The organism is Micromonospora radicis (assembly GCF_003583405.1).
Lineage (GTDB): Bacteria > Actinomycetota > Actinomycetes > Mycobacteriales > Micromonosporaceae > Micromonospora > Micromonospora radicis.
In genome coordinates, this window is sequence record NZ_QXEC01000037.1 from 17,469 (window position 1) to 35,667 (window position 18,199).

Genomic DNA, 18,199 nt, shown 5'->3' on the forward strand with positions numbered 1-18,199 from the left:
CGGTGGATACCACTATCCGCCGGAGCGGAGTGGATCAGCGTGTCCAGGCGACCAGTTCGTCGGCCGTCCAGGTGTTGATCACGCGGTCGGTGGGTACGCCGCAGCGGGCCGCCCGTTCGCAGCCGAAGCGCTGCCAGTCGAGCTGGCCGGGGGCGTGTGCGTCGGTGTTGATGGCGAACCAACAGCCGGCCTCCAGCGCCCGGCGGATCAGACGCTTCGGCGGATCCTGCCGTTCCGGGCGCGAGTTGATCTCCACGGCGACGTCGTGCTTGACGCAGGCGGCGAAGACCGCGTCGGCGTCGAAGTCGCTCTCCGCCCGGGTACGCGCGCGATGCCCCCGGTCGCCCGGCCCGGTCACCCCGGCCGGGCGGGAGGACACCATCCGGCCGGTGCAGTGGCCGAGGATGTCCAGGTGCGGATTGGCGATCGCGGTCAACATCCGGCGGGTCATCTTCGCCCGGTGGTCGTTGAGGCCGCTGTGCACCGACCCGACCACCACGTCCAGCCGGGCCAGCAGCTCGTCCTCCTGATCCAGCGAGCCGTCGGCCAGGATGTCCACCTCGATGCCGGTGAGGATCCGGAACCCCTCCGGCAGTGCCTCGTTGAGCCGCGCCACATGGTCGAGTTGGCGCCGCAGCCGGGCGGCGGTCAGCCCCCGGGCCACCTTGAGCCGGGGCGAATGGTCGGTCAGCACCAGATACTCGTGGCCCAGCTCGACCGCGGCCAGGGCCATCTCCTCGATCGGTGAGCCGCCGTCCGACCAGTCCGAGTGGGTGTGGCAGTCACCGCGCAACGCGGTCCGCAGTCGGCTCGCTTCGGCGTCCAGGTCCGTGCCCGCGGTGGCGAGCAGTCGGCGCAGGTAGACCGGTTCCTCGCCGGCCAGCGACTCGACCACGCAGCGCGCGGTGACGTCGCCGACCCCGGCCAGTTCGGTGAGGGTGCGGTCGCGGACCCGCTCGGCCAGCTCCGCGGTCGGCAAGGCGGCAAGCGCGTTCGCCGCCGACCGGAAGGCCTGGACCCGGTAGGTGGCCTCGTTGGCCCGCTCCAGCAGGAAGGCGATCCGGCGCAGGTCGGCGATGGGATCACGGGTCATGACCTGCAACCTACGCGCCCGCGCCGCCGGTCGGGAGTCGACCGGCGGCGCGGGGTGCGGGGTTGCCGATCAGCTGAACGGCAACCGGACCACGGAACGGTTGCCGATGCCGAGCGTGCTGGGGGCGTTGCCGATCGCGGACCAGACCTCGACCCGGACCGTGCCGCCGCGCAGGTTACCGAGCGATCCGGAGCTGGAGTGCAGGCCGGCGGCCTGGGTGTAGTTCTCCCAACCGGTCACCGGGTCGGTGGCGAAGTAGCGGTACGTCTCCACCCGCTCCCAGGAACCGTCACCGGTCAGGTCGTACGAGATGCGAACCTGCACCCCGTTGCCGACCGCCGTGCCGGCGTCCAGTTGCAGGTCGAAGGCGGTCTGCCCGCCGCTGTGGTTGAAGTTCAGCCCGGTCGCGGTGAACACCACCGGGTTGCGCGGCGTGCCGTCGTAGTTGCCGCCGCCGGCGCTGGACACCGTCGTCGAGCCCGCGGTGCCGGCCGAGCCGAGGCCACCACCGGAGAGCAGGTAGCGGGTGGGGGAACTGGACGGCGGGTTGGTCGGGGTCGGGGTCGGCGACGGAGAGGCGGTCGGCGTGGGCGTCGGGCCCGGGGTCGGGGGTACGCCCCCACCACCGCTGCCACCACTCCAGGTGTGCGCGCCACTGGTCGCGGTGCGCCCGGCCGCCACCGACAGCTGGGTGCCGTCGGAGAAGCGTACGGTCAGCGGGTTGGCGGAGATGTTGCTGGCCACGTACGTCCGGGCGCCGTTGCGGTTGAACACGGCGGCCAGCGGGTGGTCGGCGGTGACACCGGTGTCCACCCGGCCCAACGCGGCCAGGTTGCGGACCCAGTGGAAGGTGTGCGCCCGGCTCTCACCCTCCTCCGGCGTGTAGCCCGGGTTGGCGCGCAGCTTCGTCAGGGCCGCGTCGGCGTCGCCGAGGGCCAGGAACTGCCAGTGGATGTCCTGCCACACGGTCGGCTCACCGCCGTTGTTGCGGACCAGTTCGGCGTACTTACGGGAGTTGTAGGCCGGGTGGTAGCCCAGGTAGAGGTGTCCGCCGGTGATCGGCAGCAGGTTGATGCCCTGGATCATCTCCGGCTCGGCGCTGAACCAGGTGGCGTACGCCGCGCCGTCGCCCCAGACCATGCCCACGTTGTTGTGCCCGAACGCGGCCGGGAAGTTCTCGTCGTTGACGTCGAACCAGTACTCGTGGATCGCCGCCGCCTGGGTGGTGTAGATGAAGATGCCGGCGTCGCGGACGGCCGTGTTGCCGGTGGCCTGCCCCCACTGGATCAGGGCGTTGGCGAAGTTCATCCCCTCCGACGAGGACTCCTGGTTGTTGCCGCTGGCGAACGCGCCGTGCCCGGAGGCCCAGTCGTGGCCGGCGTAGATGTCGAAGTCACGCAGGTACGGGAAGCGGTTGTCGGCGCGGTCGTAGTTGTTGGCGTCCCGGATCAGCAGGTCGATCATGCCGCCGTACTGGTCCTGCCGGGCCCACGCCGGGTCGAACTTGGCCAGCGTCGCCGCCGCGGCGATGTAGTAGCCGTAGTGGAAGTGGTGGTCGTTGAGTTCCTGGTCGGACCCGTACGAGGCCGGGTAGCCGATCAGCGTCCCCCACCGCTGGTCGTAGTAGAAGAGGCGCTCGGTCTCGCCGGGTGAGGCGGTGAGCCAGTCGGTGAGGGTGGACCGGATGGCGTTCAGCGCCGCCGTCCGCGTCTCGGTGTCGCCCACCTGGTCGGCGATCTCGGCGATCCGCGCGGCCCGACCGAGTCCCTTGCCGGTCCAGTAGGTGTCGTTGCCGCGCTGGTCCATCGGGTTGCTCCGCACTGCGGCCAGGTGCTGGCGCAGGGTGGTCAGGTCGGCGCCGGCACCGGTGGCCACCGCGGGCACCTCGGGCAGTACGCCGTGGAACTGCATCGACGTGCGGAACTCGGCGACGCCGGTGAGTACCTTCATCCGGCCCCGGGGCGACGGGTACGTCGGGGTGATCGGGGTGGCGCCGGTCAGTGCCTTCCACTGGTGCGGGTAGAGGCTGACCACGGTCCGCGTCTCGGTGCCCTCGCGTGGCGTGGTGGTGAAGGCGTACTGGGTCTCGACCCGGCTGGTCGCCTGGTTGTAGGTGTACGTGACACGGGTGCCGGTGACGTGGGCGTGCGCGTACGTGCGGTAGGTGTTGGCGAGTTGGCTGCGAGCCGTGGCGTCGGTGGTGGCCGGCAGCAGGGCGACCGAGAAGTAGCCGCGCCCGGCGAGGTTGGAGCTGATCCGGCCGCCGCTGACGGTCCACGTCGCACCGGTCGGGGCGTACGCCACGTAGTCGTGGCCACGGACGGTGAAGCCGATGGCGTTGCCGCTGTTCGACCAGATCGTCGGGCTGCCGCCGGTCACGTTGATCAGCGCGTCGCCGCCGCTGCTGCGGAAGTACGTGAACGGCAGGCCGTGACCGATGGTGGCGCGCAGCGTCCGCGACCCGTCGCTCCAGTACGGGGTGACCGTCCAGTCGGTCCAGTCGTCGACCAGTACGTTGGGCGCACCCAGGCCGGTCACCCCGACCCGGATGTCCTCGACGTAGGGGTACTTGTACTCGCCGACCCCCGTCGCGGTGCCGGTGATCGTCGCGGTGGAGGTGGCGGAGAAGCCGAGCCCGTCGGTGACCGGCTGGTACGCGACCGGGTGGGCGTGCAAGGGCTCACTGAAGCTGCAGTTGAGGCGCTTCCACAGCAGCGAGGACCACCAGTCGTTGGTGGGTACCGGTCCCGGCGGGGCGGCGGCGGTGGCGAACTGCCGGGGATTGGTGGCGATGTTTCCGCAGCCGCCGGGGAGCGGGCCGACGGGGGTGGTGGTGTAGCTGCCGGCGCCGACCGGTGCGGCCTGCGCGGCGGAGGTGGTGGTGACGGCCAGCCCGCCGAGGACGAGGGCCGCGGTGGCGGTGGCGGCCAGGAGTCGGCGGTGGGTGCGCTGTGGGACGGGAGGTCGCATCTTTCCTCCATCGCGCGCCGGTCCGGCTCGGAGCCGGCATCGGCGCCTTTCGTCATGATTGTCGGGTTAGTTAGGTGAGAGAGCGCTCTCTTGACTGTTACGCGGACGGTAGTTCACCGGCAAGACTTGCGTCAATGTGTCGGCACGGTGAAATGCGAATGACGCGGGACGCGGCGCGGGCGGTCAACGCCCGCAGCTGGGTGCTCAGCGGCCGGGCCCGGGCAGCCGCCCGGTGGCTCAGCGGCCGGGCGGGTCGGCCGGGCAGCCGTTCCTGCGGTGCCAGCGGGTGACCTCGGCGGCCGGTTCACGGTTGCCACCCCTGCGCCACGAGTCGAGGTACGGCGCCGGCCAGACCACCCCCCGGCGGATCCACCAGCCGTCCTCACCCGGGCACGGCGGCGAGATGCCGAAGTGCAGGTGGCACACGTTGTTCGCGTTGCCGGTCCGGCCCACGGTGCCCAACTGCTGACCGGCCCGCACCCGGACCCCCGGCTCGACGCCCTCGGTGACCTCGGTCAGGTGTGAACCGTAGTAGCGCACACCGTCGTCGCCGAGCACCGACACCGACAACCCGCCGTTGTACGGGCCCTGCGGACCCCGCTTGTCGTACCGGTCCCGACGACTGACCTCACCGATCGTGCCGTCGGTCACCGCGACGAACGGCTCACCACAGTCGGCGAAGATGTCCGTCCCCGGGTAGGCGGAGTGGGTCGGGTGGTAGGCCACCTTCCGGGCCCGTACCGGGAAGACGTGCGGCAGCCGGTCCCGGGTCGCGGTAGGGGTCGGCGCCGGCTGGTCGGCGGTCTCCGGCCCGGCGCCCGTCGGCGGTGCGGCGCTCGTCGCGGCCGGTCCGGTCGGGGCCGTCGGGCCGGTCACCGGGCTCGGCTCGGCCCAGGTCGGCGCGGCGCCGCCCCCGCAGCCAGCGGCGAGCAGCGGCACCAGCACCAGCACCACGTACGCCGGGCGGTGTCGGATCGGCAGCGAGACCACCCGGACATCCTGGCAGACTTGTCCGCAGTATCGCCGTGCGTGGGAGGTGTGGGGCCGAGATGATGCCGTACAGCCCCTCGGGTCTCTTCCCCTCCGGGCGACCGCCGCGCCCCACCTACCGCGAACCGCACCCGATCACCGGTGCCGGTGTCGCCGCGGGCGCCGCCGGCACGGTCGCCTGGCTGGTCCTGTTCGGGCTGCTCGGCCGCAGCCTCGCCGGCTACGCCTGGTGGACCCTGCTCGCCGGCGTGCTGGCCTGGCTCGCGGCCCTGGTGCTGGTCCGGTACGGGGACCGGGGTGCCGCCGCCGGTATCGCGATCGTGACCTCCGGCGGCTGGAGCATCGCCGCCGCCGCGGTGGTCACCCGCTGGGTGACCAGCGGCGACTGGCCCCTCTGGTGACCCAGCCGGCGCAGACTGCGCTGCGTCGTCGTGCAGGCACTGAAACCCGTCTTGACTCGACCGCCGGGACTCGGCACTCTCCCGGTATGGCCTGGACCACTCCGCGGCTCGATCCGGATCGCAGCCGTCGCCGCCTTCAGCTCCTGGCGCAGTTGGCGGACGCCCGTGCCTTACGCGAGCGGGAACGACCGCAGCGGGCCCGCACCGAGCGCCTGCGGCAGCTGATCGCCACCCGCCGTCGGCTCGCCGGCTGATCGCCACCCGCCGCCGGGCTCGGCCAAGCCAGACACTTCTCTCAGGAATGACCGGCCCTTCGGGGCGTTGACCGGTCGCCCACCGACCCGACCGGCTAACGTGCACGCGTAACGGGTCGGCGTGAGCTGTGCCGAGGGGCTACTTGGGGGGACCGTGTCGTACTTCGCTGCGGCCGTCGTACGGGAGAAGGGCGGCTGGACGGCCGCCGAGCTGAGCCTGCGGGGTGCCGCCGACGTCGACGAGGTCGCCGACCGGCTGCGCGATGTCGCTCCCGACGCCGACCTGTCACTGCTGTTCGTGGAGGCCGACGACACGTACCTGGTCGTGCTGCGCCTCGACGAGGGGGAGGACCTGCGGGTCTTCGGGTCGGACTCGGCCTTCGCCGAGGAGTCCCGGCTCGGTGCCATGCTGGTCGGCGACCTCAAGACCTCGGTGACCGGGTTGGACGACACCGAGGAGACGCGCCAGCCCGCCGCGAGCGGCGACGACAACGAGCAGCCCGCCGTCGACCCCGAGGCGGATCCGGTCGGCGAGGCCGACCTCCTGGCCGACCTGGGCATTCCCGCGCAGCGGCTGCTCACCCTCTGCGCCCACGAGGGCATGATGCCGGCCGACGTCACCGCCGAGATCTGCGAGGTGTTGGGCTGCGTCGACGAGGTCGAGGAACTGCGTGAGGTCTGAGCCGGCGGACGCGACCGATCCGGCGTTGGAGACGGTCCGCGCCGGGCAGCCGACTCCCGGTTCGGTCGGCCGGGTCGGACCGGGGGCCGACGAAGGGTTGGCCGACCCGACCGGAACCGGCCGTCGGCAGCGCCACGAACTCTGGATGCGCCGGGCCCTGCGGGTCGCGGTGACCGGCCCGGACCACGACGCCGCCGTGGGCGCTCCCGGTGAGGCTGACGACGTGCCCGTCGGCGCGGTGCTCTACGGGCCGGACGGTGCCGAGTTGGCGATCGGCCGCAACGAGCGGGAGTTGGCCGGCGACCCGACGGCGCACGCCGAGGTGCTCGCGCTGCGGCGAGGCGCCGAGCGGTTGGGCCGCTGGCGGCTGGACGGCTGCACCCTGGTGGTGACCCTGGAACCGTGCACCATGTGCGCGGGGGCGCTGGTGCTGGCCCGGGTGTCGACCGTCGTCTTCGGCGCCTGGGAACCGAAGACCGGTGCCGCCGGCTCGCTCTGGGACGTCCTGCGCGACCGCCGGCTCAACCATCGTCCCGAGGTGTACGGCGGCGTGCTGGCGACCGAGACCGGAGCCGTCCTGCGCGCCTTCTTCCGCTGACGCCGCCCACCCGGCGCCGGTGCGGAGGGCGGTCAGGCGGGGCGGAGCAGCGTGCTGGCCACGGTGCGGGCGGCGTCCGTCCACGGGGCCGGGCGCAGCGTAGCCGGATCGAGCCGGACGACGGCCCGCCGCCCCTCGGCGTACACCGTCGGTCCGTCGAGGGAGTGGAACCGGAAGGCGTAGACGGCGCTGGTACTGCCCAGGTGGTCCAGCCAGAAGTGCAGGCCGACCGGGCCGGTACCGGTGATCGGCGCGTGGTAGCTGATGGTGAACTCGCGTACCGCGTGGAACACGTCGGGGGCAGTCGCGCGCCCGTTCCGGAAGGCGACGCCCCGCGCGGACCAGTACGTGGTGAGGGCCCGCTCCAGCAGCACCGCGTACCGCGCGTTGTGCAGGATGCCCATGGCGTCGAGGTCGTCGAAGTGCACCATGGCGTGCTCGACGTGGCCGTACTCGACGGCGGCGGGGTCGGCGACGGCGTGACTCATGACGGGCCCTCCGGTAGCAGGATGGGATCGGGGCAGAGCCCCCGTAGGCGGTCCAGCACGGCCCGGCGGGCGTGCCGATAGGTGGTCTCCGGGTCGAACAGTCGGGCGCGCATCGCGGCGGCGATCCCGAACGAATCGATCTCGTACGCCAGCAGCCCGGCGTTCACCCCGGCGGGCAGTTCACCGAGTGCGACCGCCTCGTCGACGAGTCGCTCCAGGAACGCGGTCCAGTCGGCAAAGGCGACGGCGAGGCGATCGCGGACCGCGCCCGGTCGGGCGTTGAACTCGAACTCGGTGGTGGCGAAGAAGCAGCCGCCGGGCAGTACCCGGGTGGCGTAGAAGTCGATCCGGGCCTCGTGCAGCGCGTGGATCCGGCGCACGCCCCGGGGTGCGCGCAGGGCCGGTCCGATGATCTGCTCCTGCCACTGCGCCACGGCTCGGTCGATGGTGGCGAGTTGGAGTTCTTCCTTCGAGCGCCAGTGCGCGAACAGGCCGGACTTGCTGACTCCGAGCGAGTCGGCCAGGTGCGCGAGAGAGAGACCGTCGAGACCGTTGGCGGAGGCCAGGCTGACGGCCGCATCCAGCACGGCGGTGCGGGTGCGTTCCCCCCGGGCGAGCCGGCCGTCGACGGTCATGTGCCGACCCTACTAAATAAAACCGACCGGTCGTTCTTGTTTCTTCGGTGATCGCCGTCACCCACGGCCCGTCACCCACGGCCCGGCACCCACCGTCCGGCACCCACCGTCCCGGTGCGCCGCGTCCCGCCACCGGCGGGCGGTGGCGGGACGACGCACGTGGCTCCGGTCAGGCGACGATGGTGTCCAGGGCGATCTCGACCATCTCGCTGAAGGTCTGCTCACGCTCCTGCGAGGTGGTCTTCGCGCCGGTCTTGATGTGGTCGCTGACGGTCAGCAGGGTCAGCGCGCGGGCCTTGAACCGGGCGGCGATCGTGTAGAGCGCCGCCGACTCCATCTCCACGGCCAGCACGCCGTAGTCGGCCAGCCGATCGTAGAGATCCGGCCGGTCGGTGTAGAAGGCGTCCGCGGCCAGGATCGGTCCCACCCGCATCGCGACGCCGCGCCGCTCGGCGACCTCGACCGAGGTGCGCAGCAGACCGAAGTCGGCGACCGGGGCGTAGTCGATCAGCCCGTCGAAGCGCACCCGGTTCATGTTCGAGTCGGTGGCCGAACCACTCGCCGCGAGCACGTCCCGCAGCTGCAGGTCCTCGGTCAACGCGCCACACGAGCCGACCCGGATCAGCGACTTCACGCCGTACTCGTTGACCAGCTCGTGGGCGTAGATCGAGGCCGACGGCATGCCCATCCCGGATCCCTGCACGGAGACCTCGACACCGTTCCAGCGGCCGGTGAAGCCCAGCATCCCCCGGACCGTCGAATAGCAGTTCGCGTCCTCGAGGAAGGTCTCCGCGATCCACTTGGCCCGCAGGGGGTCACCCGGCATCAGGACCCGCTCGGCGATCTCGCCCGGCTTCGCGCCGATGTGCGTACTCATGGCAGAGATCCTGCCAGGCCGGCCTGGCCGGGACCGGTTCGGCGTCGGAACCGGCGGTCCTGTAGCCTACTCGGCGGTGGCGTGTCCGAGTGGCCTAAGGAGCACGCCTCGAAAGCGTGTGAGGGTTTACGCCCTCCGCGGGTTCAAATCCCGCCGCCACCGCTCGTGAAGGACGAGGCGCCCGGTGTGATCCGTGAGGATCCTGCCGGGCGCCTCGCGTTTCGCCCCTCCGGTGACCTGGTGACCTGGTGACCCGGTGACCCGGTGATCCGGTGATCCGCTTCCGCCCGTCCGGGTGGCCGGGTCTGACCGACCGGGCATGGTCATCGATCTGCGCGTCCCTAGGATGTTGGGGCGACTACGGGGATACGGGGGTTTCGATGCGGCGCAAGCTTGCCGGTCTGACGATGTTGACGGTGTTGACCGGGTTGGCGGTGAGTACGCCCGCGTACGCGGCCGACGAGTTCCGGACCATCACCCGCGACGGACTGATCATGCAGTACCACCGGGTGACGAAGGCGGTCACCGCGGTGAAGGGGACCGGCCCGACCCGCTCCGACTTCGACGGCGACGGCGTCGACGACATCGCCGCCTCGGCCGACACCCTCAACCACAATCTGCCGTACCACCCGACCGGCGTGGTGGTGGTGCGGTACTCCTCCGCACCGCAGGTCGACTACTTCATCGGCGCCATGGTGGGCGACGCCATGTCCAGCTTCGGCATCGCGCTGGCGGCCGGTGACTTCAACGGCGACGGCTACGACGACCTGGCCGTCGGCGACGCCGACGAGATCGACACCAAGAACAAGGCGCGCGGTGGCGGCGTCTGGATCATCCCGGGCAGCCGGAACGGGCTGGTGGTCGATGCGACGAAGCACTTCAACCAGAGTTCCCCGGGGGTGCCGGGCGAGTCGGAGAACCGCGACGCCTTCGGTGCCTCGCTGGCGGCCGGTGACATCAACGGCGACGGACGCGACGACCTGGCGATCGGCGCCTTCAAGGAGGCCATCGGCAGCGTCAAGGAGGCCGGCGCGGTCACCGTCCTGTACGGCAGCAGCGCCGGCCTGACCGGCACCGGTGCCCAGCAGCTGCACCAGAACCAGGCCGCGGTGCCCGGTTCGGCCGAGCGCCGCGACCACTTCGGCATGTCGCTGGCCATCGGCAGGGTCAACAACAACAAGTACGCCGACCTGGTGATCGGTGCGCCGCACGAGAACGACGGCTCCGGCGCCAACGGCACCGGCATGGTGACGCTGATGTGGGGTTCGGCCAGCGGGGTGAAGCTCAGCGGAGCCACCTCGGTCACCGGCGCGGGGGTCTACAAGGCGACCGGACGCAAGGACACCATCGCCTGGTACCTGGGCATGTCGCTGGCGATCGGCGACATCAACGGCGACGGGCTGGGCGAGGTCATCGCCGGTGCCCCGAACGCACAGACCCCGCACCTCGACGGTGGTCTGATCGCGGTCTTCACCGGCCGGACCGGTGGCCTCTCCGGTAGCGCCGTAAAGATCATCACGCAACGTACGACGGGGGTGCCGGGCTCACCGGAGGACGGCGACCGGTTCGGCGCCACGCTGGCGGCCGGTGACGTGACCGGCGACGGCCGGGTGGACGTCCTGGTCGGGGCGTACACCGAGGCGATCGGTACGAAGGCCGAGGCCGGGATGATCACCTTGCTCAAGGGCTCGTCGTCGGGGCTGACCGGCACCGGCGCTCAGGGATTCGACCAGAACCACCCGGTGGTGCCGGGCGGCGCGGAGCGCGGTGACCGCTTCGGCGGCTCGGTCGCGCTGCTGAACCTCGACGGCAAGGGCACACTGGACGCCCTGGTGGCGTCGACCGGGGAGGAGGTCTCCGGCGACATTCCCGGCTACCCCTCCGCGACGCTGTCCCGATTCCACGGCTCCTCCGGTGGGATCGTCGCGCAGTCCGGCTCGTGGAGCGGGCGCGCCCTGAACACCAATCGTCTGGAGCTGCTGCACTACGGCCAGCGGATCGCCGGTCCGCAGAGCAGTGGCCCGTGGTACTGAGCATGAGCGCAGCGCGGCGGGTCGCGGGCTTGTCGGTGTTGGTGGTTGCGGCGAACCTGGCGGCGAGCGCACCCGCCCAGGCGGCGGCGAACGAGTTTCGGACGGTGACCCGGGACGGCATCGTCCTGCAACACCAGCGGGTGTCGAAGGTGGCAGCTCCGATGAAGGGGACCGGCCCGACCCGCTCCGACTTCGACGGCGACGGCGTCGACGACATCGCCGCCTCGGCCGACCCCTTCGAGCAGGGTTTTCCTCAGTCGCCGGCCGGTCTGGTGGTGGTGCGGTACTCGTCGGCACCCCACGTCGACTACTACGCGACGGCGGTCTCGCCGGCCGGCGGCTGCGTCTGCTTCGGTGAGGTACTCGCGTCCGGGGACTTCAACGGCGACGGCTACGACGACCTGGCGATCGGCGACGCCCAGGAGTACGATCCGAGCGCGAAGGTGCACGCCGGAGGCGTGTGGGTGATCTCCGGTAGCGGCACCGGTCTGCGGGTCGACACGGCGAGACACTTCAGCCAGAGCACGCCCGGCGTGCCGGGCGCCTCGGAGCGCGGGGACTGGTTCGGGTCGGCCCTGGCGGCCGGTGACATCAACGGCGACGGTCGGGACGACCTGGCGGTCGGGGCGTACGGCGAGGCGATCGGCAGTGTCAAGGAGGCCGGTGCGGTCACCGTCCTGTATGGCGGTACCGGCGGGCTCACCGGCACCGGGGCTCAGCAGTTGCACCAGAACCAGGCCGCGGTGCCCGGGGCGGCCGAGCGCGGGGACCACTTCGGCTGGACCCTGGCCATCGGAAAGGTCAACAACAACCGGTACGCCGACCTGATCATCGGGGCGCCCCAGGAGAACCAGGGCAGTTCGCCCACGGGCAGCGGCATGGTCACGTTGATGTGGGGCTCGGCCAGCGGGGTGAAGCTCAGCGGCGCCACCTCGGTCACCGGGGCGGCGCTGCGCAAGGCGACGGGGCGCAGCGACAGCTACGTGTGGGAACTCGGCATGGCGCTCGCCGTCGGTGACGTCAACGGCGACGGATTGGGCGAGGTGGTCGCCGGGGCGCCCTTCGCGCAGAGCCCGAAGGGCAACGAGGGCATGGTGGCCGTTCTCACCGGCCGGAGCGGTGGCCTGTCCAGCGGGGCCGTCAAGCTGTTCAGCCAGCGCACGGCCGGGGTGCCGGGATCGCCGGAGGCCGGTGACCTGTTCGGTGCGACGCTCGCGGTGGGCGACGTGACGGGCGACGGTCGGGCGGACGTGTTGGTGGGTGCGCCGGGCGAGGCGATCGGCAAGAAGTCGGGAGCGGGCACGATCGCCCTGCTGAAGGGCTCCGCATCCGGGCTGACCGGCACCGGCGCCCAGGGCTTCGACCAGGATCACGCAGTGGTGCCGGGTGGTGCCGAGCGTGGTGACCGGTTCGGCGGCTCCGTGGCCATCCTCAACCTCGACGGCAGGGGCCCGTTGGACGCGATCGTGGCATCACCGGGTGAGGCGGTCAGTGGGGACCAGGCCGGTGTCCCGTCCGGGTCGGTCGCTGTGTTCCACGGTGGTTCCGGTGGGCTGGTCCCACAGTCGACCTCGTGGAGCGGCCTGAGCCTGCGTACCGACCTCGTCTGGCCCAAGTGGTACGGCCGCCGCCTGGCGACTCCGCAGAGTGGCGGCAGCTACTACTGACCCGGTTCAGCACGGGCCGTGGCCCTCGACGAAGAGGCGGTGGACCCAACTGGCGTAGCCCGCGATGATCTTCTGAACGGTGTGGCCGTCGTGCAGGAAGAGGTAGGCGCGGTCGCCCTGGCGGGCCAGCAGGCCGTCGAGGCGGTATGTCCCCTGTGGTGCGTGCAGCTCGCGTACCGCCGGATAACTGGCCCGGACTTCGGCGATGGGCGAGCCGGCCGCGATCCCCTCGGGAGTGCGGGCCGGGTCGCCGGCCCAGAGCAGCACCAGCCGGTCGTCGATGAAGATCGGGCTGACCGTGTCGTGTCCGGCCAGCGTCGGGCCGCAGGCGTCGACGTCGGTGCGGAGTATGCCGCGCCGGGTCAGCTCCGCCTCGGTGTCCCCGAAGTCCACATCGGCCAGTCCGTCGAGGTCGACCACGCTGACCGACGCGACGGGTTCCCGGACGGCGATGGTGTCCGGCGGCATGGGTCCGCTGCCCGATACCGAGGCAGCCAGAAGTAGTGCGGCGATGAAGCCGTATTGTCGCAATTTCATCAGAATCCCCCACTCCCCAACGTGACGGGGGCGCCGAGGTTATTGCCGTGCCTCCCATTCGTCGGCCAACTCGTCCCAGTAGTCGGCACTGAGCCCGCGTCGGCCGTGCGTCAGCCATCCGGCGGTGCTCCGTTCGACGTGTAAGCCCAGTTCAGCGAAGAGGTCGATCCACTGCCCCGGCTCCGCGCCCAGCTCGGTCAGGGCTGCGTTGATCGGCCACTGCGGGCGCGGCCCGTCGAACGCCGCGTCGAAACGCGGCCCCCAGGCCAGCGCCCCGTCCAACCACGCCGCCGCGGCCTGATGCCCGGCACCGCCGGCGAACTCCGCCTCGACGTACGCCACCGGGCCGCGCCGCGACCAGCGGGCCAACGCCTCGGTGAGCGCGGGGGAGAGGGTGAGGGTGAACGGGCGCTCCGGTTCGGGCTCGTCGGCCGCGTAGTCCGGCGGGGCGCCGGTCAGCTCCTGAACCAGTTGCGGGGTGATCGGGAGAAGCGCGAAGTCCTGCCGCAGCTCGCCGAGGACGGCATGGTCCAGCTCCCGGGTCTCCTCGCGCAGCAGGTCGGCGTCCGCGATGATCGCGCTGAGCTGGTAGCTCACCCGGCGTCCATAACCTGTGGATAGAACATGTGTACGTACCCCACCATCGCGCGGTCCACTCCCTCGACCCGTCGAGCCTGGTACGAAAGTGTCCCGCCGGGGGCGGTTTCGTACCAGGATTCGGTGCGGCTCCGACGCGACGAAGGGTCGACCCTGCCGGGGCCGACCCTTCGTGTTGCTCTGGCGAGCGGAGGATACGAGATTCGAACTCGTGAGGGTGTGAACCCAACACGCTTTCCAAGTCTGCCAAGTCGCGTCCGTCACGGGTCTAGCGCGTCCGTGATGTCGGGCAGGCGTTGGAGCTGTTGGTCTACGACTGCTCGCGAACGACGACGAATGAGACGACTACTGAGACGGAGCCACGCCGACCCTAGGAGTGGCCATGTCACCCGATCACAAGTGGATAAGGGCCGATCGACTCGCTGAGTTGCTTTGCCACCACGAGCGCGTCCACCACCCGTACGGGTTCGCCTGCTGCAAGCTGCTCTGGTCGTAGTACGCCTCGGGCCGCCTTCACGACCGGATCATTAGGCCGAACAGATTGGACGGACTCTAGGACCGCGTCGAGTATCGGCAGGGCGATGCCCTGCACCGTCTGCTCGGGATTGCGGCGGCACAACTCCGACAATGTCTCAACCAATGCTTCGATCTGCCGCTTAGCTTCATATGGGTATGATTCGCTCATCTTGCCCCTATCCGGCATGTGCCGTAAATTGCACAAACCTGTTTGCTTACGTCGGCCGCAAGGCGAAGTTTGGTAGCCTAGCCGGTCGGCAGTCAACCGGCTGCGACCGTGGATATAAATGCTGGAGAGAGCTGCCATGGGCGAAGACAACTGGACTCCTTTCTATGCGCGGCAGAGAGACGGTCGAGAAGACTTCTTCAGGCTTCATGACGGAGTGCCGGACTGGCTAAAGGAGTCGTTGTGGTCCTGGCTTTCGGCGGAACTGGCGACATGGAAGAGTTCCAGCACGGGAGGGTATTTCGACCCGAACGTGGCGAAGATTCGAGAAGTGGAACGGCTGATCCGAATTGGAATCGGATGGAGTGGCAGCGGTGAGAAATATTCGGGTCGGCTGAATGGATTGGCGGCGCTGCGCGCCGTCCTCTACAAAAATGACATGGCGTTCTTGACGGCGGTTGACTATCGCCTCTCGTTCCTGGCCATCGAGCGGGACCGTGCGAAGATTGCAAGACTCGAAGGGATTTTGAAGGATTCGGCAAGCAAGTGGCGGGTTTCTGAAATATCCGGCAAGCCGGGGCTGGGTGAGCGAATTGATGAGACGGTTCAGATGGCAGCTGAATCGCTGGCAACAAAGGAGGCGCGGGCGGGTGAACTTCTGGCGGATGCCTGGCGTCACGCATTCTCAATGAACCGCGATCCCTCGGCTGCCTACCGATGCGCTGTTCGCGCAGTCGAAGCTGCGGCGGGACCCGCGCTTACCCCCAGCGACCAGATGCCAACTCTCGGGAAGATGATTTCTGTCTTCCGTGATAAGCCTGAAAAGTGGGACTTTGCCTTTACGGTTGATTCGGCTGTCGATCCCAAAAAGGTGCTATTGCAGATGCTGCAACTGCTGTGGACTAATGAGTATTCACGTCATGTTGACCCTGGACTTGACTCGCCTCTGCATGTTACTCAGGGCGAAGCGGAAAGTGCGGTAATGCTTGCCTTGACCGTAACAAGTTGGTTCTCTTCTGGTGCAATCTGCATGCGTGACGGTGTAAGTCAACGCTCCTAAAGGGAGTTGCTGCCAACAAGGGCGGCAGGGATATCGGATCGGAGGATGACCTGTCCTGGGCCGATAAAGCGGCGGGCAACCAAAAGCCCAGCAGTGTGGGCTTCGATACCAGCGTGGCTTGCGGATGCGTCCGAGACCAGCCATGGTGTGAAGCTGTGTTCGAATGCATCCACCGCTCCCTTCAAGACGCAGCTCTCCGTGGCGATGCCGCAGAAATAGAACTCTCGCCATCCGTGCTGCTTGAATAGTGCTACACCTTCTGGGGTGAATGGGCTATAGATCCTCTTGTCAAGCGTAACGCCCTGATCTACGTACGGGCGCAACTCGGGCACGAAGTCAATGTCGGGGGAAGACTGGAGTCGTTGCCAGCCAAAGAAGCGCTCGAAGGGGCTGCCAGGATAGTTTAGGTACCTAGTGGATAGCGTGTCGCCGCCGGCTGCCTGCCAGCGGCGCGCCAAGTCGACAACGACGGGAACGATGTGCGTCGATTGCTCTCGCACGAAACCGTTCTGCATGTCGGTCACGACAAGCACAGGGCGACCCGATGTCATTGGCTCAACCTCGATCCGTATCACGGAGGGTTTCGATGGCTTGGTCTAGGGCCGGCCTAAGGTCACACGTCCGCAGAATTGCTCGGCGCATTGCCTGGTGCTGTCCGGTCTCTCGAAGGCGGGAAACAGTTAGTCGGGAGCGTACTCCCCGAAGGTAGCGCCATCCGCGCTCCGGTGGCACCTGTGGATCTCGTCCCTGCTCTATCTGACGGGCGATCGCGTCGCTATACGCCCACATGGATTGAATCGCAAGCTCGCATGCGACCATCTCGGCTTCCGTCAAGGAGCGCTCGGCTGAAATCGGGTGGTACACGACTCCGGACCATGAGGCGTAGCCCACCGATATCCCGCGCACGCCGAATGATTCGATGCCTACGTGGTCGTACGCCTCGGAGAGCAACGACTGCTCGATTAGTTCGGCATGCGCTAGGTGCTCGTCGTCCATGGCGCGGCCTCGGTGCAGCAATACCTTTGGGGTCGACATGATGCGTAGCGCGGCCTCTAACAGCTCAGGCGGCCATGCCGGCTCAACGACCCAATGAGCGCCGAGGACGTACACCGCTGACTCGTCCTCGGCTGGCGCGATGGCTGCGAGGTAATCGATGGCCCATTTGATGTTGTCGCCGTACGACACCTCCCGCCACGCAGCGAGCGCCGCGATCGTGGACAACTGGACGTGCTCGACAAGGTGAAAGATTGCCGACCCGCACGGCCAGACGTACAGGGTGCAGTCGCCCTCCGAGTGCTCGACGGGAGTCGAGTAACAGGTGTGCCACTGCTCCTCGGCTGGCGTGCAGCCGGTGCTTTCGCGTAGGCGGGAAGCGCCGTCGGCGCCGACGAACGCCGTCACGAACTTGTGGGATCGCGCCGTGAAGTGCGGCCGGTCCTCGGCGCTGCCGGTCAGTTCGCCGAACAGATCGTGGGGTTTTGCGTCGTACGCCAGGCAGTAGAGCTGCCGGTAGATCGGGTCGGTGACCGCTACGCGCCCGGTCTCGTGGCGGTACATCGCTTTCTCGATGGCCTCGACCGTGGGTGTCTCTCGGATCCCGCGCTGTTGGCCTACGCGGTGCAGCTCTCGCGCGGCGCGCTTGCGCGACTCCCAACCGACTGCCTTCCGGCGGTTGACCAGCACAAGATTCGGCTTGAACTGCCGAGGGACCTCATTGGGACATGACCCGTGTCCTTCGTGTCCGTGCGTAGTACCTGCCCGGTTCGCTGTCCGGCGGGCAGTCTCATTGGCAGGCGAGCACAGCGCCGCCGCAGACGGGAGCCGAAGACAGGAGGCACCAGATGATCCGACCTAGCCGGTGGTGCCTCGGCGTGGCCTCTCGGCCTGCCACTTTCGGATGGTCTCGGGTTGCCAGGCCGGTGACCGGCCGAACATCCGGTCAGGCGCGGGAGCCTGGCCGCGTGAGACGTAGGAAGCCCAGGTGGCGCGACTGATCGGGGCACCTACCGAAGCGAGGTAGGCGCGTACGTGGTCCGTCGTCCACCAGTCGGCGGGCAGGTCAGCGTCAGTCATCAGTACAAGCCTACGTGGTACGGATGCTTGCGCGAATACAACGTGGCGTTGTAGCGTCACGAATACAGCGTCAAGTTGTACCGGCCGGATGGCTCGGGGAACGACGGCACGCCGTTGCCGCACGCCCATGAGACGCCGGATCAGGCCGTTCATTGAGAACTCCACAGCGACAGGAATGAGCACGCGCGACGTCGTCGAGCGGCATCCCTGCCTTGAGCCACCTGGTGGCCGACCCCGGTAGATCCCGGGTGAGCGGAGCGGATAGCGCGTGCTGCACCACCTCGGAACCCTGCCCGTGATGACTGCCGACCCGGTGGCCGCCATCGGCCCGGTTCCGAGGATTCCCCCGCTGTTCGACCTGTACCGGAGGTTCCCCGTGAGGAAGCACCTCGTTGCCGTCACCGCCGAGCCGACCGCCGCCGAGCTGGCCGCGATCGAGTCGGAGTGGCCGCTGATCGCTGCCGAGCTTGACGTGTTGGACGCGCAGATCACGCTGATCTACGCCGAGGGCCACGGCGGCCCGACCGCCCTGGATTGGCGACGGCTGTGCCGCGCCGAAGCG

General features: G+C 69.2%; 19 protein-coding genes and 1 tRNA gene. 9 read left to right on the forward strand and 11 right to left on the reverse strand.

The window, feature by feature from the left end; translation table 11 throughout:
* Window positions 1-34: 34 nt before the first annotated feature.
* The 3 genes from D2L64_RS25025 to D2L64_RS25035 all read right to left on the reverse strand — a co-directional run bounded on the left by D2L64_RS25025 (window position 35) and on the right by D2L64_RS25035 (window position 5,053).
* Complete coding sequence (locus D2L64_RS25025) at window positions 35-1,093, reverse strand: PHP domain-containing protein (RefSeq protein WP_119579656.1); 1,059 nt, start codon at window positions 1,091-1,093, stop codon at window positions 35-37.
* A 69-nt stretch (window positions 1,094-1,162) separates the two neighbouring features.
* Complete coding sequence (locus D2L64_RS25030; protein WP_119579657.1) at window positions 1,163-4,063, reverse strand: glycosyl hydrolase; 2,901 nt, start codon at window positions 4,061-4,063, stop codon at window positions 1,163-1,165.
* 237 nt (window positions 4,064-4,300) lie between these two features.
* A complete protein-coding gene (locus tag D2L64_RS25035) occupies window positions 4,301-5,053 on the reverse strand; it encodes a M23 family metallopeptidase (protein WP_119579658.1) in 753 nt (250 codons plus the stop codon).
* A 59-nt stretch (window positions 5,054-5,112) separates the two neighbouring features.
* On the opposite strand from D2L64_RS25035, the gene D2L64_RS25040 reads away from it, so the two are divergent.
* The 4 genes from D2L64_RS25040 to D2L64_RS25050 all read left to right on the forward strand — a co-directional run bounded on the left by D2L64_RS25040 (window position 5,113) and on the right by D2L64_RS25050 (window position 6,988).
* Complete coding sequence (locus D2L64_RS25040; RefSeq protein ID WP_119579659.1) at window positions 5,113-5,454, forward strand: hypothetical protein; 342 nt, start codon at window positions 5,113-5,115, stop codon at window positions 5,452-5,454.
* Window positions 5,455-5,540: 86 nt separating this feature from the next.
* On the forward strand, window positions 5,541-5,708 hold the full coding sequence (locus D2L64_RS27690; protein ID WP_199714759.1) for a hypothetical protein: 168 nt from the start codon (window positions 5,541-5,543) through the stop codon (window positions 5,706-5,708).
* A gap of 154 nt (window positions 5,709-5,862) precedes the next feature.
* Window positions 5,863-6,390, forward strand: coding sequence for a tRNA adenosine deaminase-associated protein (locus tag D2L64_RS25045; protein WP_119579660.1), 528 nt, complete (start codon window positions 5,863-5,865; stop codon window positions 6,388-6,390).
* 145 nt (window positions 6,391-6,535) lie between these two features.
* Entirely contained in the window at window positions 6,536-6,988 is a 453-nt protein-coding gene (locus D2L64_RS25050; RefSeq protein ID WP_199714762.1) for a nucleoside deaminase, read from the forward strand.
* A 32-nt stretch (window positions 6,989-7,020) separates the two neighbouring features.
* Here D2L64_RS25050 and D2L64_RS25055 read toward each other — a convergent pair whose 3' ends face one another.
* The 3 genes from D2L64_RS25055 to deoD form a co-directional block, all read right to left on the reverse strand.
* On the reverse strand, window positions 7,021-7,476 hold the full coding sequence (locus D2L64_RS25055; RefSeq protein ID WP_119579662.1) for an acyl-CoA thioesterase: 456 nt from the start codon (window positions 7,474-7,476) through the stop codon (window positions 7,021-7,023).
* Window positions 7,473-8,111, reverse strand: coding sequence for a TetR/AcrR family transcriptional regulator (locus tag D2L64_RS25060; RefSeq protein WP_119579663.1), 639 nt, complete (start codon window positions 8,109-8,111; stop codon window positions 7,473-7,475). Before D2L64_RS25060 ends, D2L64_RS25055 begins: the two co-directional genes overlap by 4 nt.
* A gap of 169 nt (window positions 8,112-8,280) precedes the next feature.
* Window positions 8,281-8,988, reverse strand: coding sequence for a purine-nucleoside phosphorylase (gene deoD / locus D2L64_RS25065; protein ID WP_119579664.1), 708 nt, complete (start codon window positions 8,986-8,988; stop codon window positions 8,281-8,283).
* Between the two features lie 75 nt (window positions 8,989-9,063).
* Here deoD and D2L64_RS25070 point away from each other — a divergent pair.
* From D2L64_RS25070 to D2L64_RS25080, 3 genes are all read left to right on the forward strand, one after another.
* Window positions 9,064-9,150, forward strand: a tRNA-Ser gene (locus D2L64_RS25070).
* A gap of 218 nt (window positions 9,151-9,368) precedes the next feature.
* The gene (locus tag D2L64_RS25075; protein ID WP_199714761.1) at window positions 9,369-11,021 is read left to right on the forward strand and encodes an FG-GAP-like repeat-containing protein; all 1,653 of its coding nucleotides are present in this window, start codon (window positions 9,369-9,371) and stop codon (window positions 11,019-11,021) included.
* A 2-nt stretch (window positions 11,022-11,023) separates the two neighbouring features.
* Entirely contained in the window at window positions 11,024-12,688 is a 1,665-nt protein-coding gene (locus D2L64_RS25080) for an FG-GAP-like repeat-containing protein (RefSeq protein WP_119579665.1), read from the forward strand.
* Between the two features lie 6 nt (window positions 12,689-12,694).
* On the opposite strand, the gene D2L64_RS25085 is transcribed toward D2L64_RS25080, so the two are convergent.
* The 3 genes from D2L64_RS25085 to D2L64_RS27150 all read right to left on the reverse strand — a co-directional run bounded on the left by D2L64_RS25085 (window position 12,695) and on the right by D2L64_RS27150 (window position 14,507).
* Window positions 12,695-13,225 (reverse strand): thioredoxin domain-containing protein, encoded by a 531-nt coding sequence (locus tag D2L64_RS25085; RefSeq protein ID WP_119579666.1) that lies wholly within the window; start codon window positions 13,223-13,225, stop codon window positions 12,695-12,697.
* Between the two features lie 39 nt (window positions 13,226-13,264).
* The gene (locus tag D2L64_RS25090) at window positions 13,265-13,822 is read right to left on the reverse strand and encodes a hypothetical protein (protein ID WP_119579667.1); all 558 of its coding nucleotides are present in this window, start codon (window positions 13,820-13,822) and stop codon (window positions 13,265-13,267) included.
* Between the two features lie 385 nt (window positions 13,823-14,207).
* On the reverse strand, window positions 14,208-14,507 hold the full coding sequence (locus tag D2L64_RS27150; RefSeq protein WP_147376304.1) for a hypothetical protein: 300 nt from the start codon (window positions 14,505-14,507) through the stop codon (window positions 14,208-14,210).
* A gap of 118 nt (window positions 14,508-14,625) precedes the next feature.
* Between D2L64_RS27150 and D2L64_RS27155 the strand changes: the two genes are divergently transcribed.
* Window positions 14,626-15,564: a hypothetical protein gene (locus D2L64_RS27155; protein ID WP_147376305.1), complete on the forward strand. Its 939-nt coding sequence runs from the start codon at window positions 14,626-14,628 to the stop codon at window positions 15,562-15,564.
* On the opposite strand, the gene D2L64_RS25095 is transcribed toward D2L64_RS27155, so the two are convergent.
* Window positions 15,561-16,115: a cysteine hydrolase gene (locus D2L64_RS25095; protein ID WP_119579668.1), complete on the reverse strand. Its 555-nt coding sequence runs from the start codon at window positions 16,113-16,115 to the stop codon at window positions 15,561-15,563. The two genes, D2L64_RS27155 and D2L64_RS25095, sit on opposite strands and share 4 nt — an antisense overlap.
* Window positions 16,116-16,119: 4 nt before the next feature.
* Window positions 16,120-17,247: a hypothetical protein gene (locus D2L64_RS25100; RefSeq protein ID WP_119579669.1), complete on the reverse strand. Its 1,128-nt coding sequence runs from the start codon at window positions 17,245-17,247 to the stop codon at window positions 16,120-16,122.
* A 766-nt stretch (window positions 17,248-18,013) separates the two neighbouring features.
* Here D2L64_RS25100 and D2L64_RS25105 point away from each other — a divergent pair.
* Window positions 18,014-18,199 (forward strand): DUF6284 family protein (locus D2L64_RS25105; protein ID WP_119579672.1); only part of this gene is annotated, 186 nt, incomplete at its 3' end.